14 protein-coding genes and 1 tRNA gene are annotated in these 15,463 nt (G+C 59.9%); 10 read left to right on the top strand and 5 right to left on the bottom strand.

Annotated features, from left to right (window positions below; genetic code table 11):
- Nucleotides 1-7 precede the first annotated feature (7 nt).
- On the bottom strand, nt 8-601 hold the full coding sequence (locus tag HYPGJ_RS12140; RefSeq protein ID WP_046847385.1) for a rhodanese-like domain-containing protein: 594 nt from the start codon (nt 599-601) through the stop codon (nt 8-10).
- A 3-nt stretch (nt 602-604) separates the two neighbouring features.
- Nucleotides 605-1,630: a PQQ-dependent catabolism-associated beta-propeller protein gene (locus HYPGJ_RS12135; protein WP_046847384.1), complete on the bottom strand. Its 1,026-nt coding sequence runs from the start codon at nt 1,628-1,630 to the stop codon at nt 605-607.
- A gap of 288 nt (nt 1,631-1,918) precedes the next feature.
- On the opposite strand from HYPGJ_RS12135, the gene pedF reads away from it, so the two are divergent.
- The 8 genes from pedF to HYPGJ_RS12095 all read left to right on the top strand — a co-directional run bounded on the left by pedF (nt 1,919) and on the right by HYPGJ_RS12095 (nt 8,785).
- Nucleotides 1,919-2,329, top strand: a complete 411-nt coding sequence (gene pedF, locus HYPGJ_RS12130; RefSeq protein ID WP_046847383.1) for a cytochrome c-550 PedF — start codon at nt 1,919-1,921, stop codon at nt 2,327-2,329.
- A gap of 75 nt (nt 2,330-2,404) precedes the next feature.
- Nucleotides 2,405-3,229, top strand: a complete 825-nt coding sequence (locus tag HYPGJ_RS12125) for a transporter substrate-binding domain-containing protein (RefSeq protein ID WP_244466109.1) — start codon at nt 2,405-2,407, stop codon at nt 3,227-3,229.
- A gap of 16 nt (nt 3,230-3,245) precedes the next feature.
- Entirely contained in the window at nt 3,246-4,076 is an 831-nt protein-coding gene (locus HYPGJ_RS12120; protein ID WP_046847381.1) for a quinoprotein dehydrogenase-associated SoxYZ-like carrier, read from the top strand.
- Nucleotides 4,073-5,041: a quinoprotein relay system zinc metallohydrolase 1 gene (locus HYPGJ_RS12115; RefSeq protein WP_046847380.1), complete on the top strand. Its 969-nt coding sequence runs from the start codon at nt 4,073-4,075 to the stop codon at nt 5,039-5,041. Before HYPGJ_RS12120 ends, HYPGJ_RS12115 begins: the two co-directional genes overlap by 4 nt.
- Nucleotides 5,042-5,211: 170 nt before the next feature.
- Nucleotides 5,212-6,975: a PQQ-dependent methanol/ethanol family dehydrogenase gene (locus tag HYPGJ_RS12110; RefSeq protein WP_046847379.1), complete on the top strand. Its 1,764-nt coding sequence runs from the start codon at nt 5,212-5,214 to the stop codon at nt 6,973-6,975.
- Nucleotides 6,976-7,117: 142 nt separating this feature from the next.
- Nucleotides 7,118-7,981, top strand: a complete 864-nt coding sequence (locus tag HYPGJ_RS12105; protein WP_244466108.1) for a DUF1194 domain-containing protein — start codon at nt 7,118-7,120, stop codon at nt 7,979-7,981.
- A 118-nt stretch (nt 7,982-8,099) separates the two neighbouring features.
- Complete coding sequence (locus HYPGJ_RS12100; RefSeq protein ID WP_046847378.1) at nt 8,100-8,600, top strand: pyridoxamine 5'-phosphate oxidase family protein; 501 nt, start codon at nt 8,100-8,102, stop codon at nt 8,598-8,600.
- A complete protein-coding gene (locus HYPGJ_RS12095) occupies nt 8,597-8,785 on the top strand; it encodes a hypothetical protein (protein WP_046847377.1) in 189 nt (62 codons plus the stop codon). The genes HYPGJ_RS12100 and HYPGJ_RS12095 overlap by 4 nt, the downstream gene beginning before the upstream one ends.
- Before the next feature lie 268 nt (nt 8,786-9,053).
- Here the strand turns inward: HYPGJ_RS12095 and HYPGJ_RS12090 are convergent, their stop codons facing one another.
- Nucleotides 9,054-10,901, bottom strand: a complete 1,848-nt coding sequence (locus HYPGJ_RS12090) for a tetratricopeptide repeat protein (protein ID WP_143440523.1) — start codon at nt 10,899-10,901, stop codon at nt 9,054-9,056.
- Nucleotides 10,902-11,075: 174 nt separating this feature from the next.
- Here HYPGJ_RS12090 and HYPGJ_RS12085 point away from each other — a divergent pair, with 174 nt between their 5' ends.
- Nucleotides 11,076-11,549 (top strand): hypothetical protein, encoded by a 474-nt coding sequence (locus tag HYPGJ_RS12085; RefSeq protein ID WP_046847375.1) that lies wholly within the window; start codon nt 11,076-11,078, stop codon nt 11,547-11,549.
- A gap of 152 nt (nt 11,550-11,701) precedes the next feature.
- Here HYPGJ_RS12085 and HYPGJ_RS12080 read toward each other — a convergent pair.
- Nucleotides 11,702-11,778: transfer RNA gene (locus HYPGJ_RS12080), tRNA-Arg, on the bottom strand.
- A 125-nt stretch (nt 11,779-11,903) separates the two neighbouring features.
- On the bottom strand, nt 11,904-12,209 hold the full coding sequence (locus HYPGJ_RS12075) for a hypothetical protein (RefSeq protein WP_244466107.1): 306 nt from the start codon (nt 12,207-12,209) through the stop codon (nt 11,904-11,906).
- A gap of 248 nt (nt 12,210-12,457) precedes the next feature.
- Here HYPGJ_RS12075 and polA point away from each other — a divergent pair, with 248 nt between their 5' ends.
- Nucleotides 12,458-15,445 carry a DNA polymerase I gene (gene polA / locus HYPGJ_RS12070; protein ID WP_200185730.1) on the top strand — a complete coding sequence of 996 codons (2,988 nt, stop codon included), beginning with the start codon at nt 12,458-12,460 and terminating at the stop codon, nt 15,443-15,445.
- Nucleotides 15,446-15,463 lie beyond the last annotated feature (18 nt).

Below are 15,463 nucleotides of genomic sequence, written 5' to 3'. Positions count from 1 at the left end.
TGACGCTCTAGTGCTTCGCATTCGCGTCTGATGAGGTCGCGGGTCGCGCGTGAAAAGGTTCAGGCTTGGCGTCGATGAGAGTGCCGCCCCAGTCGGTCCAACCGTCTGTGCCTTCGCTCAGCCAATAAATATTCTGGTAGCCCAAGGCCGCAGCGCGACGAACGGCGTTCCACGACATCCAGCAATCAGCCTTGCAGTAAAAAATGATGGCGCGAGACCGATTGCCTTGCGTCAACCTCGCGAGGTTGTCTGAAAAATACTTCGATTGGTCTGAGGTCAGAACACCCTGGCCGACGTCGGCGAGCCAGGTAGATCCGGCAATATTGCTGTGGGCTTTCGGCAGATACCATTGCCCGGTTTTTGGATTGGCTCGGCCGCCTTCCGATGGCATGACGTCGATGAGAATTGCGCGATTGGCTTTGACGAGTTCAGCAACATCGGCGGCCATGATGCGCTTGCCGCCGGGCACGCTTTCCGGTGTCGGCGTGCGATAGCGCGCGATGCGATAACCGGTATCGGGGTCGAACACTGCTTCGTCGGCAAAGCACATCGAGACGCTCGCGACCGACCATGCGAGCAAGAAGGCCACGGACGTCCGCATGTCTCAGCGCGTTTCTGTCTGTTTCTCGCCTTCGAGTGGGACGCTGCCGGCGGTGTGCTCAGGCATGGCGCGGATCGCGATGCCCCAGGGGTAGCGGCCGACCTTGATGGACTTGATTGGGCGCAAGCTTGCCGTATCGACGACGGTGACGTCGTTCGAGACGCCATTCGTCGTGTACAGCATATCTTCTTTCGGCGACAGCTCGAGGTGCCAGACGCGCTGGCCGACGAGCACATAGGATTTCACCTTCGCCGTTTTGACATCGACGACTGCGACGCGGTTTGCCGGACCGAGGGCTATAAACGCGGTCTTCGCGTCGCGCGTCATGCGAATGCCAACAGGCTGGATGGTATCGCGCGCCACGCCGGGAATGGCGAACGTGATCTTCCTTTCGACCTCGCGCTTGGCGACGTCGATGATCGATATGCTGCCACCGACTTCCGAGGATACCCAAAGCTTGGCGCCGTCCGGCGTGAACTGAGCGTATCGCGGGCGCTGATCCACCAGGATATTCGAGATCACGTCGAAGCTTGACGTATCGATCAGGTGGACCATGTTGGTCGTCTCTGAGGTCGTGACGGCAATTTTGTCGTCAGGCGAAACGGCCATGCCTTCGGGCTCGATGCCGACGTCGACCTGTTTCACGACCTGCCGCGTTCCGACGTCGACGACGGTCGTCACGGCATTATCTTCATTCGCGATATAAAGAAGCCGGCCGTCGTGCGAGAGGGCGAACTGCTCAGGGTCTGCGCCTGAGGGCAGGTCGTGCAGCATCGTGCCGGTCGCGGCGTCGTAGACCTGGACGGAGTTGCTATCGCTGGCGCACACGAAAAACTTCGTGAAATCGCGAGAAAACGTGATTCCTCGCGGGCGCTTCCCGACGCTCAGCGTGCGGACGACATTGAGCGTCCGCGAATCGATGACGGAGACCGAATTGTCTTTCTCGTTGGTGACGTAGATCTCATCGGCGATCGCAACGGGCGTCGACATGCTCAGACACCAGCACGCCAGCAAGGCTCGTCGTCCCATCGTAGACCTCCCGTCGCCGGTACCTGTTCGGCCCGCGAAGACGCGAGCCAATCGCGGCCTCTCCTGAAGCGGGGTGTGCACACCTTCTCGGATGCGCGCCGGCCTGCAATACGACGTTCGTACTGGCTGCCCTCGAGGAAACCCCCGGAAACGTAGAGCTAAGCTCAGCACACTGAACTAAAGAGCAATTCGTCGAGGCCCCTGCGCCACGTATATCAAGCAGAAAAAAAATCAGGAAAAATGGGTAGGACTCCAGGGAGCTTAAACATGCCGCTATCACGTGTAGCGATGGCTGTGGCCATCGTATTGGCTGGTGCGACACTCACCGACAAAATCGCGTTTGCTCACGGCGACGTCACGCCGCAACCGATCGATGCCTCCGAGCTGAAACAACTCGGCACAGAATGGCTCGGCGAGAATCCGTATCGTGGAGATCCGAAAGCCATCGCCATCGGGGCTTCCGGCTACAACCAGAATTGCGCCCGCTGCCATGGACTCGAGGCGATTTCCGGCGGTATTGCGCCGGATTTGCGCTACCTCGAGCTAGGCAAGACCGGCGACGAATGGTTCATCGAGCGCATCCGTCACGGCAAGAAAAATTCCGAAGGCACGACAATCATGCCGGCATTCGAAGGCGTGTTTTCGCAGGAAGCCATGTGGGCGATCCGCTCTTTTCTCGAGTCCAAGCACGAAGAGTAAGAGTGCCAGATGCTTGCCAATTCCACATTTCGGTCAGCCATTCGATTGGCGTGCGCTTTGGGATTCGCGATCGGAGTGTTGACGGGGGGAGCTGCCGCACGACCTCTCGATGAGGTCGTCGGCAGCGGCATTCTCCGGGTCATCGCGTATCTCGACAATGCGCCGTTTTCCTGGGACGACAACGGGACGCCGCGGGGCATCGATGTTGATATTGCCGGAGCCGTCGCGGGTGAACTCGGCGTGAAGCCGGAAGTCGTCCTCCGCATGCCAGGCGAGAAGGGCGACGATGATCTCCGGGTCAACGTGTGGAAGGGGCCTTTGACCGGTGGCGGCGTCGGCGATCTGATGATGCATGTGCCGATCGATCGTGAGTTTGCCGCCCGTAACCCCGAGGCGGTGCTTGGAAACCCTTATTTTCAAGAGCGTATCGCGCTCGCCATCGACAGTGATCGCACGGGTCCCAGTCCGTCGTTCGATGTCTTCAAGAAAATCAAGATCGGTGTGCAGCTCGGGACCGTCTCCGACTATTTTCTGATGCGCTATGACGACGGGGCGTTGATCGACAACATTGTCCATCACGTGCGTGCGGAAGACGGCGCCAAGGAATTCAAGAGCAAGGATATTGCTGCTCTCATGGGACAGCGCGCGCGCATCGAGGCTTTGCTGCACGACATCGGCGTCAAGCCGCGTATCGCCGAGCTCAAGATGGATGGCATCGTGCGGGACCAATGGGTCGTCGGCATGGCCTGGAAGGAAAACAGCCGCGACCTGGGATATGCGGTGCAAGCGGCGCTCGAAAAGCTGAAGGCAAACGGCAAGCTTGCCGAGATTTTCAGATCCTACGGCGTCACGTATATTGAGCCCCCGATCGACGACGGTGTGTCCAACCAACAGAATTGAAGTGGCGACGCTACATATGAGGACTTTGTCCCGTCATATCATTCGGCTGGCATCGCTGATGCTGCTGACCGCATCGCCGGCGCGGGCCGAGCCTCCCAAAGATGTCTTCAATTCTCCGATGTGGGAGACGCTGTCCGAGCGGTACTTCGGGCAGGACACGGTTGTATTCGACGATCGTGTACAGGTCGGTGTGCCGCCGATCGTCGAGAACCAAGCGCAGGTGCCTATCACGGCGGACGCGCGCATGCTCGACGGCGTCAAGAAGCTCATCGTATTCGCCGATCTCAATCCGATCCAGCTTGCGTTGGAACTCGAGCCGATCCAGGCGAAAGCGTTTGTCGCGTTCCGAATGAAGATCGAACAGGCGACGCCGGTTCGTGCGGCGGCGTTGACCGAGGATGGCGTCTGGCACGTCGGCGGAATGTTTCTGGATGCGGCGGGCGGGGGCTGCACGGCGCCGCCGAAGGCGAACGGCGGCGTTTCCTGGTACGACACACTCGGCGAAACGCAGGGGCGTCTCTGGCAGGAGAAGGACGGCAGCGTGCGTGCGCGTTTCCGCATCAGCCATCCGATGGATACGGGGCTCGGGCAAGACAACACGCCCGCGTACTATATCGAAAAGGTCGAAGCGAAAGGGACTGCGGGCGGCACGCTGGCGCGACTCTCGATGTACGAGCCTGTCAGCCAAAACCCGACGATCACGCTTGTGGTCGATCTCGGCCGCGACGGGAAGGGTGTCGATATCGATAGCCGTGACAACAACGGTAAGATTTACCGCGCAAGTTTGCTTGCGCCCTGGCGCCAAAGCCAAAGCGACCAACGCGAAGGGGCATTGAACGCCCCATGAAGCCGCTGCTGACACGCCGTCAATCGCTTCTTCTCGGTGGCAGTGCCCTGTCGCTGTTCTGCTGCTGTCCGCCCGGCCGGGCAGAGCCCCATCACTACGAACTCACGCCCCGGAAACTGACTGATGGCGTATGGGTCACGCGCGGCTCTGACGAAGCGATCAACGAGCGGAACGGCGGCGCCATCGCCAACGTCGCCATTCTCGATTCATCGGAAGGCGCGATCCTGATCGATACGGGGCCGTCGCGCCGGTTTGGCGAAGCGCTGATGACGCTCGCCAAGGAACTGACCGGCAAGCCGGTCGCCCGCGTTTATCTCACGCATTTTCATCCCGATCATATGTTCGGGAATCAGGCCTTCGATCCGGCAAAGCTCGCGGCGACCAAGGGCACGATCGACGGCATGAAGGAATACGGAAATGCATTTTCCGATTCCATGTATCGTGCGGCCGGCGACTGGATGCGCGGCACGGAACTCGTTTTGCCGCAAGCGGTCGTCGAAGGCGCGCCGGAAGACATCGGCAACCGCCGTTTGCGGCCGCTGCAGATGCGCGGTCACACACCGTCGGATCTTGCTCTTTTCGACGAAAAGACAGGGATCTTGTTCGCCGGCGATCTTGTGTTTCTGGATCGTGCTCCGACGACGCCGCATGCCGATATCGAACGCTGGCGGATGAGCCTCGCAAACCTTTCGGCTATTCCGAGCGCGATGATCGTGCCGGGACATGGGCCTGTCGAAAGCAGTGTGCGGGGCGTCGAGCAAACGTCGCGCTGGCTTGAAACGATATCGCACATCATCGGCGACGCGTTCGAACGCGGGCTCGATATTTCGGAAGCGATCACTCTTCCGCTTCCCGATTGGACCAAGAGCATCGCGCTCGCACGCTACGAGTACGAGCGTTCGGTGATGCATCTCTATCCGCAATTCGAGGCGGCGCGCTGGCCGAGAATCGATGAACGCGGATGACATTTGTCAAAGGTGCCACTTTAGGCGAATAGACCAATTACCAATTAATCAGCGCACGTCCCCGAGGTAGTTTGCCCCCGCTTTCTTCCCAAATTTCCCGGAATTTGAAGCGGAATAATAATCCGTACAGGGAAGAAGACCTGGAAACGCAAACCCAAAAGGGACCTGCAATGAAAACCTGGAGATGGTTGGCAACGACGAGCGCCTTCGCGCTGTCGTTGGGCATATCGACAGTCGCTCGCGCCGATGTTTCGATCGAAGATATCGTCAACGATGCGAAGACCACCCAAGACGTCGTGACTGCCGGTCTTGGCGGTCAGGGCCAACGCTACAGCCCGCTCAATCAAATCAACAAAGACAACGTCTCAAGCCTGGTTCCTGCATGGGCGATGTCGCTCGGCGGCGAGAAAATGCGCGGTCAGGAATCGCAGCCGCTGGTCAAAGACGGCATCATGTACGTCACCGGCTCGTACAGCCGCATCTGGGCGATCGATATCAAGACCGGTCACGAAATTTGGGAATACAATGCGCGGTTGCCGGAAGGAATTCTTCCCTGCTGCGACGTCGTCAATCGCGGTGCTGCGCTCATCGGCGACAAGGTAATTTTCGGTACGCTCGACGCCAAGCTGGTCGCGCTCAACCAGAAGACCGGCAAGGTCGTCTGGACCAAAGAGATCGACGACTTCAAGGGCGGCTATTCCTATACGGCGCCGCCGTTGATCGTTCCTTCGAAGGCGTTCGGACCTCTGGTCGTCACCGGCGTATCCGGCGGTGAATTCGGTATCGTCGGCCGCGTCGATGCGCGCAAGGCCGATAACGGCGAACTCGTCTGGACGCGTCCCACGATCGAAGGCCACATGGGCACGCTCAACGGCGCCGAGTCGACCATGACGGGCAAGAAGAACGAAACCTGGAAGGGCGATCTCTGGAAGACAGGCGGCGGCGCGACGTGGCTCGGCGGTACCTATGACTCCGAGACGAACACGATCTTCATCGGTTCGGGCAACCCTGCGCCGTGGAACAGCCACATGCGCCCTGGCGACAATCGCTGGTCGTGCTCACGCCTCGCGATCGATCCCGAGACGGGCAACATCAAGTGGGGCTTCCAGACGACGCCAAACGACGGCTGGGACTTCGACGGCGTAAACGAAGTCGTGTCGTTCGATCTCGACGGAACGAAGGCCGCCGCGACCGCGGACCGCAACGGCTTCTTCTATGTGCTCAACCGCGAGAACGGCAAATTCATCCGTGGCTTCCCGTTCGTCGAGAAGATCACGTGGGCGAGCGGTCTCGATGAAAACGGCCGTCCGAAGTTCGTCGCGGACAACCGTCCGGGCGATCCCAAGGATGCCAAGGACGGCAAGCAGGGCAAGTCGGTCTTCGCCGTGCCGAGCTTCCTCGGCGGCAAGAACCAGCAGCCGATGGCGTACAGCCCGGACACGAAGCTGTTCTATGTTCCGGCCAACGAGTGGGGCATGGACATTCACAATGAGCCGGTGACCTACAAGAAGGGTGCCGCGTATCTCGGTGCCGGCTTCACGATCAAGCGGATCTTCGAAGATCATATCGGCTCGTTGAAGGCCATCGATCCAGCGTCGGGCAAGATCGTCTGGCAGGTCAACAACAATGCTCCGCTGTGGGGCGGCGTTCTGACAACAGGCGGCGGTCTCGTCGTCTACGGAACGCCGGAAGGCGATCTGAAGATTGTCGATGACAAGACCGGCAAGGAGCTTTGGCACTTCAACACGGGCTCGGGCATCGTTGCGCCGCCGATCACCTGGGAACAGGACGGCGAGCAGATGATCTCGGTCATCTCGGGTTGGGGCGGCGCGGTTCCGCTCTGGGGCGGCGAAGTTGCCAAAACCATTCAGCACTTGAACCAGGGCGGAATGGTCTGGACCTTCAAGCTGCCGAAAAAGACAGCATCGAACTAAAATCTCCAAAGCCACGTATGCACTCAGAAAGGCAAGTCTTCGGACTTGCCTTTTTTTCATGCCGGTCGGACAAGCGATGATGCGTTTCAATCCATTTTGTTGCTCATATGGACTGCGAGCCGCGATGCCTGCGAGAGATATTGTGGAACGGGCATGCTCGTTCGCGCCGAAGGTTCTCCGAGCCGCTGCCGTGATGCTCGCTTGTCTGGGCGCCGGCGGGCAGGGCGTTCCAAGCGCCGAGCTTATTCCTGTCGATGCGGCGCTGATCCTTGCCGTCGACGTCTCGCAGTCGGTGGATGAAAGCCGGTATCGTCTGCAAAGCGAAGGAATGGCGGAAGCACTCGAAAGTAAAGCCATCGCAGACACGATTGCCTCCGGGCCTTACGGGCGCATCGCCGTCCAGTTCGTCGTTTGGGCTGACGGTGTCGAAACGACGATCCCTTGGCAGATCATCTCCAGCAGCGAGACCGCCTCGGCGTTCGCAGGCAGCATTCGCCAGCAGACGCAACGCAAAGGCGAATACACGTGCATGGCGCGCATGATGCGCACCGTCGAACAAGACATGCTCGACGATTTGCCATTCAAAGCGACGCGCACGATTTTGGATATTTCCGGCGACGGCATCGACAACTGCGCCGATCCGTCGGCGATCGAGGACGCGCGCGATCGTCTGCTGCGGCGTGGCGTTACGATCAATGGTTTGCCGATCATCGTGCACGGAGAAAACGATGTGGTCGGCGCGGGCGCCTATCGCGCGCCGGGCTTCGGCTTGCGGCCGTTGGCGCGCGGACCCGGCATCGAAACGACGCTCGACCGCTGGTTTCAAGATCATGTCATCGGTGGGCAGGGGGCATTCGTTCAGCCATCGCAGGGCTATGAGGAGATCAGCCGCGCCTTCCGGCAGAAATTCCTGAACGAGATCAGCAGCGTTGGTTTTGACCGTGACCGCTTCGCAATTGCTCCAAACCACTTGGCGGATTCCGCGTTATCGCGTCCGGTGAAATGATTTGATCCGCTCGTGCACAGGCTCGCGACGAGGCGGATGCCGTTGTTGCACACTCTGATACTGCAAGGAACTTAAGCGGGACGCTCACGTTCTTCATCGTCGATGGAGGACCCGATAGATGCCGACGCCTCAAGAACTCGAAGCGCAGTTTTGGAAAGCCCTCAAGTCAGACATGACGATGATGGTCGGTCTTGTCGGCGAGGACGACAGTCACATGCGGCCACTGACCGCCCAGATTGAGGGAGATCATGCAGACGGCTATCGCGGGCCGATCTGGTTTTTCTCATCGACGGAAACGACGTTGGTCCGCGAATTGGGTCGCTCGAATTCGGCCGTCGCGACGTTCGCGTCGAAGGGGCATGACCTCTTTGCCACCGTTCACGGCCAATTATGGGTCGACAACGATCGCCGCGTGATCGACGCGTTGTGGAATAGCTTCATCGCGGCTTGGTACGAAGGCGGCAAGGACGATCCGAAACTTGCGGTGTTGCGACTTGATGCGAACAACGCAGAAATATGGCTCAACGCATCGAGCCTCCTGGCAGGCATCAAAATCCTTCTCGGGTCCGATCCGAAGAAGGATTACAAGGAGAATGTCGCGAAGGTGTCACTCAAATGAGCGAGCGCGCTCCGGTTTGGAAGACGAAAAATCCGAAAGCGAAGTCCGGGCAGTCGCGACGCCTAACATCCTCGCAGAAGGCTGCTGCGAAGCAGCGTGCAGCGAAGGCCGGCCGGAAATATCCCAATCTCGTCGACAATATTCGCGCCGCCCGCTCGAAGGCGAAGGAGGTGTCGCGAACATAAGTCATGCGGCTTCGGGGAGGCATGTTCGCGCCAGGTTGAGGTCGGCGACGAACTTTGCAAATTCGATTTCTGCTTGAGCCTTATTCCCCAATCTCAAAATATACGACGGGTGGATCGTGAGCACGGCAGGTGTGGAGTCAAACTTCGTCAGGCCTCGCGATTGAGAAACCTTCACCGGACGGCCCGCAAGCGCGAGCGTTGCGCTGGCGCCAAGCGCTACGACGAGCTTCGGCGACCGCCTAGGTCAAAACCTGGCATAGATCAGCTCTCACTGTGGCGCAAAGCCAGCAGGTGCGATGGGGGCCATCGCATTTCCTGGATTCCGTGCTCGCTCCTCGTCGCATACCTTCAGGTGGATGAACGTCGTGTTCCCCGTTATCCGTTCTGCAGGCGCGCAGGCGGGAACATTCGCTTTCCTGGCAGCCTCGACAAACATGGCAGCCAATTTTTCCGGAAACAGCCCGCTGTCGCTCAGATAGGATTCGACATTCCATGTGGCGTCGCGTCGATCGAGCTCGGCGGCGGCCGCTTTCGCGGCAGGCATGTCATCGAGCATCGCCGAGGCCGAGGCGAGGAAGGCAAAGTCCAAGGGGTTCGGGTTTGGCACCAGCTTGACGAATTTAATGGCTTTGTCGTAGGCGCCGCCGAAGAAATACACATACCGCAATCCCTGATTATACCAGGCTGGATAATTTGGATTGAGGCGCAATGCCCGTTCGACAAGCGCGACGGCACGTTGCGATTGATCAAGCTGCGGCAGAAACCAAGCGATCAAAATCAGTACATCGGCATTGCTCGGGGCAAGAGCTTCTGCCTTCGAGAATTGCTGGAGCGCCTGATCGTTAAGCCCCTGATACGAGAATGCATGACCCAAAACCATCTGAGCCTCGGCGTCGTTCGGATCGAGCGCAATCGCCTTATGTGCATATTCGATGAGTTTTGCCCCGTTCTCAGCGGGCGCGCCAATACCTAGATCAAGTCTGTATTCGCAGACATACGCCAGGCCGACGTAAGCTCTGGTGAGCTGCGGGTCTATCTCAAGTGCCATCAAAAATTGGCGCTCGGCTTCCTCCAGGCCTTCCTTGCTAACGCCGCCAGAGGCGCCGCCGTGCTTGGCTTCCACTCCAAGCAGGTAATGCTCATACGCCATCAGCACATTTGGGGGCTTCCGGCGAATGAGCTTGCGCTCCACCTGTGCCAGCGCACCTTGATAACCTGTGAGCGTCGCCGCGATGGAATCCGTGACGTTGGCCTGAACTTCAAAGATGTCGCCCACGGGACGATAGTAGCGGGTGGCCCAGACGTTCTCGCCTGAGCGGGTATCAATCAACTGGGCTGTAATCCGAATGCGGTTGTCAGATGGTTGAATGCTGCCCTGAAGCACGTAGCGCACACCTAGCTCCCGACCTACATCCCTAACGTCGGTGATTTTGCCTCTGTAGATCTCGGTCGAGTTACGTGCGATGACCAGCAAGTCCTTGGATTGGGATAGATCGATCGTAATATCCTGTGTCATTCCGTCGGCAAGCCAGCGCCACGACGGATCACCGCCGATATTCTCGAATGGCAAGACGGCGAGTGAGGGCTTCTGAGATGTTGGTGTCAGGGGTGGCGTCAGCAGTCGCGAGACGCTCCATCCGACGAGCAAAAGTATCAAGGCAGATGCGATGACGCCGGCAATCCCGATCGGGCCGCGCAAAAAGGCGCGGCGCGATGGCCGCTCCGTCGAGTCCGAAATGAGTGCCTGTGCGCGTGAGGAACGGATTTCGATTTGCGGCGTATAAGCGCCCTTTGGCATTTCGATGCGGACGAGATCTGACTGGCCGCATGTCTCATAATATTCCCGCAGCTTCTCTCGTAACCGCGCTGCCTCAACCCTGACGATCGGATCGGTCAGAGGATCGAATGAGGTTGGTTTGTCGAAGACCTCGATCCCAATAGTATATCCCTTGAGCGCCTCTGCGCGACCCTCGAGTGCCTCGCCGACGATATACTGCAGGAACCGCTGACGGCGATGGGCCTGTTGAAAGGGTGCGCTCGACGCCATTCGAGCGAGCTGAGCCCGGATCGCTAAGATCTCGCTTTCGCTCCATCGGTGGACGGAACCATCAGCCACGGATCAACTCCGGCGCACAAATAGCCAGGGCAGTGAATAGGTTGAGGCTGTTACATACTGTTACACACTACGTCCGACCGCATCCCCCTGTCATCAGTGAAGCGTCACCTCGGGCGAGGTCGTTCACGACGCTCGGCTGATTTGAACGACATTTAACTGAACCAGGAGGATGCCATGAACGTGAAGCTGTTCATGTCGGCAGCGCTGGCCGCCGTTCCTAGTTTGTCAGCCGCCCCAGCGAGCGCCGTAGAGACCCTCAAGGAAGTTGGCGCGCTCGCATGCGTGAACGACAAGTGGGATGAGAAGGAGATCGAAAAGGGCCACAAGCTCGTCGACTACGCCGGCCGGTGCGTACGCATCCCCGACGATCCTGCCGAAGCTAGAGATACCGCAGACTGCGCCGGAAAATACGAGTACTTGCCCGACGAAACTTGGCAGGGTTCGGGAACCTGCACGTGGAACATCAAAGGCGGCGACAAACAGTACGAAGTCTGGGAGGAGAATTCACAGCTCAAGGACTATCCATACAAATGGACGGGAGGCACCGGCAAATTTCAGGGTGCCAAAGGCAGTGGAACGTACACTTACGAAAACCTGACGGATACCCTCGCTGCCGGCCGATACAAGGGCACGATGGAATTGCCGTAACTGCACTCGCGGTATTGGCGTCATTGAGGACACAAACACCCGACCGGCGGCGTCGTCGACACCATCCTGATCAAGGACGGCATGCACGCAAGGAAAAACCGGGGCGCCTGTTCGAGCGCGCAGAACTGAGTGTTCGAACCTTGTTTGGTGAATGGCGCACCCGGTAGGATTCGAACCTACGACCTCTGCCTTCGGAGGGCAGCACTCTATCCAGCTGAGCTACGGGTGCCTAAGAGAGGGAGACTGATACCGCATTCGCCGCCGGGCCGCAAATGCTCACGCCGCGCGAATGGGCGCGGATAGGAAAAGGGGTGAGGCTCGTCGCCTCACCGTTTGCGCGGGTTTCGCGATCGCCTAGTAGCGGCAGGGGCGTGCGACGACGACGCATTTCGCGAGAAGGATCGCGCCCTTCTTGCAGTCCCACTGGCGGCCCTGAGCGTTGCGGAAATCGGAATAACGCGGGCCATAGAGGCGCGCGACGGTCGCTCTCCAATTGTGCCGTGCTTCGATGCGGGCTTTTTCCGATCCAGCGCCCAAGATGCCGGTCGCGGTCGCGAAGCCTTCGACGGGCGCCCGGCAGCGCGGCAGAGCGCTGGCTTCGACTGTTCCCAATCCGGCTGCAACCGTGGCCAGAAATGCAACCGTAAGTTTCCTGGTCATGCGCATAAGCGTAACTCCCTTCTGATGGCGTCGCATTGCGCCGCCCACTTGGCAGGCAGCTCGTTGCCGACGCGGGGCAGATCAGCCATGCGCGTCCCATGCTGTCAACGGAGGCGACGCGCAGCGAGCGGAATGATCCGGCAGTGTGCGATTTGCGCCCGCACTTTTCGACACCTCAGATTGCGGGCTGGCGGAATTCTCGCGCATGAGCGTTGGTCGGGCCGCGCGATGTCCCTATAGTGCGGCCCATGACGACAAAATCCAAACAAGACCAGGCGATTGAACAGACTTCTGCGGCGCTATCGGAGAACGTTCCGGTCGGCAAAGGCAGCCACGTCTATCTGATCGACGGCTCGGGCTACATTTTTCGGGCGTTCCACGCATTGCCGCCGCTGACGCGTCCATCGGACGGACTGCCGGTCGGCGCGGTGCATGGCTTTTGCCAGATGTTGTGGAAGCTGCTGCGCGAAACGAAAGCGTCGGAAGCCCCGACGCACATGGGCGTGATTTTCGATGCGGGGCGGGAGACGTTTCGCAACCAGATCTATCCGCAATACAAGGCGCAGCGGCCGCCGCCGCCAGAAGAACTCATTCCGCAGTTTCCGCTCATTCGCGACGCGGTCAGAGCGTTCAACGTCGCCTGCGTCGAACTCGATGGCTACGAGGCGGACGATCTTATCGCGACGTATTCGCGGAGGGCGGTCGACGTCGGCGGCGATGTGACGGTCGTCTCGTCGGATAAGGATTTGATGCAACTCGTGCGCCCCGGCGTCACGATGTTCGACGGCATGAAGTCGAAGCGCATCGGCCGCGACGAGGTGATCGAGAAATTCGGCGTGCCGCCGGAGAAGGTCGTCGACGTTCAATCCCTCGCGGGCGATTCCGTCGACAACGTTCCGGGCGTGCCGGGGATCGGCATCAAGACGGCGGCCGAGCTCATCGCCGCTTATGGCGATCTCGATACGCTTCTTGCGCGCGCGGGTGAGATCAAGCAACCGAAGCGGCGCGAAAAGCTCATCGAGTTTGCTGAGCAGGCACGCATATCGCGCAGTCTCGTGCTGCTTAAGGACGACGTCGTGCTCGACACGGCGATCGAAGCGCTCGGCGTGCGCGATCCCCAGGTGGATGCGTTGCTCGGGTTTCTGCGCATGATGGAATTCAACACGCTGACGAAGCGCATCGCGGAGGGACTGGGCGCCGAAGCACCGCCGCCGCTCGCGGTGTCCGTTGGAACCAGCGTCAAGGTTTCGCCGCAGCAAGTAAGCCTCGACGTCATCGAGGCAGGCGCGCCGCAGGATTCGTCTCCCGCCGCGGCGGTTGCTGCGGGCGCCGCGATTGCCAGAGCACAGGCGATCGATCGCAGCAAGTACGAGACGGTTACGACGCGAGCCCGGCTCGAAGAGTGGGTTCGCCGGGCGCGGGAAGCCGGACGCGTCGCCTTCGACACAGAGACGACCGATCTCAGCGCGCTCGATGCCGAGCTTGTCGGAATATCTCTCGCGGTTGCGCCGGGGGAAGCCTGCTATATCCCTCTCGGTCATACGGGGCCGAGCGGCGATCTGTTCGGCGGCGATGACAATCGTCCGCAACAGCTCGCCGCGAACGAAGCGTTGGCGCTGATCGGTCCGCTGCTTGAAGACCCGAGCGTTCTGAAGATCGGGCAGAACATCAAGTACGATGCGCTAGTGATGAAGCGGCGCGGCATCGAGATCGTGCCGTTCGACGATACGATGCTTCTGTCCTACGCGCTTGACGGGGGCAGAGGTCAGCACGGCATGGATGCGCTCGCCGAGCGTCATCTCGGCCATATGTGCATGACGTTCGCGCAGGCAATGGGGCATGCGCCGGGCGCGAAGAAATCCGACAAGACGTTCGCCGCGATGCCGCTCGACAAGGCGACGGAGTATGCGGCGGAAGATGCCGACGTGACCATGCGGCTCTGGATGGCGTTGAAGCCTCGCCTCGCGGCTGAGCGCATGGCGACCGTCTACGAGACGCTCGAACGGCCGCTTGTGCCGGTGATCGTCGGCATGGAGCATGCGGGCATCAAGGTCGACCGGGATATTCTCTCGCGGCTGTCGCATGCGTTCGCGCAGCGCACCGTTCGGCTCGAAGAAGAGATCAACGGGCTGGTCGGGCATAAGTTCAATCTCGGATCGCCGAAGCAACTCGGGGAATTGCTGTTCGATCGGCTGAAGCTGCCAGGCGGCAAAAAAACGAAAAGCGGTCAATGGGAGACGCGCGCCAATCTTCTCGATGATCTTGCCGCCAACGAGGAGATCGATGGCGACGCCCGCCGCCTGATTAATACGATGCTCGAATGGCGGCAGATGACGAAGCTGAAGTCGACGTACACCGATGCGCTGCCGGCGTACATCAACGCGGAGACGGGCCGCATTCATACGAGCTACGCGCTGGGTGCGACGACCACCGGCCGGCTCGCGTCGTCCGATCCCAATCTGCAGAACATTCCGATCCGCACGAAGGAAGGGCGCGAAATCCGCACTGCTTTCATCGCGGACAAGGGGATGCAGCTCATCTCGGCGGACTATTCGCAGATCGAGCTGCGCGTGCTCGCGCATGTCGCCGATATTCCGCAGCTGAAAAAGGCGTTCGCGGAAGGTCTCGACATTCACGCGATGACAGCGTCGGAAATGTTCGGCGTGCCGGTGAAGGACATGCCAGCCGAAGTTCGCCGTCGCGCGAAGGCGATCAACTTCGGCATCATCTACGGGATCTCGGCGTTCGGGCTCGCCAATCAGCTCAGCATCAGCAGGGAAGAGGCGAGCGATTACATCAAGACGTACTTCCAGCGCTTTCCCGGTATTCGCGACTATATGGACGCGACGAAGAAGCAGGTGCACGCGCATGGGCACGTCGAGACGATCTTCGGACGGCGCATCCATTACCCGGAGATCAACACGAAGAATCCGTCGATGCGCGGGTTTCTCGAGCGGGCGGCGATCAATGCACCGATCCAGGGTTCAGCGGCTGATATCATTCGCCGGGCGATGATCCGGATGCCGGCGGCCCTCGTGGATGCGAAGCTTTCATCGGCGCGGATGCTGCTTCAGGTTCACGACGAACTCGTGTTCGAGGTTGCCGATAACGAGGCTCCGGCGCTCATTGCGACCGCGCGCCGGGTGATGGAGACGGCGGCTGAACCCGCGATCAAGCTCGCCGTGCCGATTCATGTCGATGCGAAGGCTGCGAACAACTGGGACGAGGCGCACTGACGCCAAGCTACCGGCTCC

The organism is Hyphomicrobium sp. GJ21, assembly GCF_001006785.1.
GTDB lineage: Bacteria > Pseudomonadota > Alphaproteobacteria > Rhizobiales > Hyphomicrobiaceae > Hyphomicrobium_B.
This window is presented reverse-complemented; position numbering and strand designations above follow the sequence as displayed.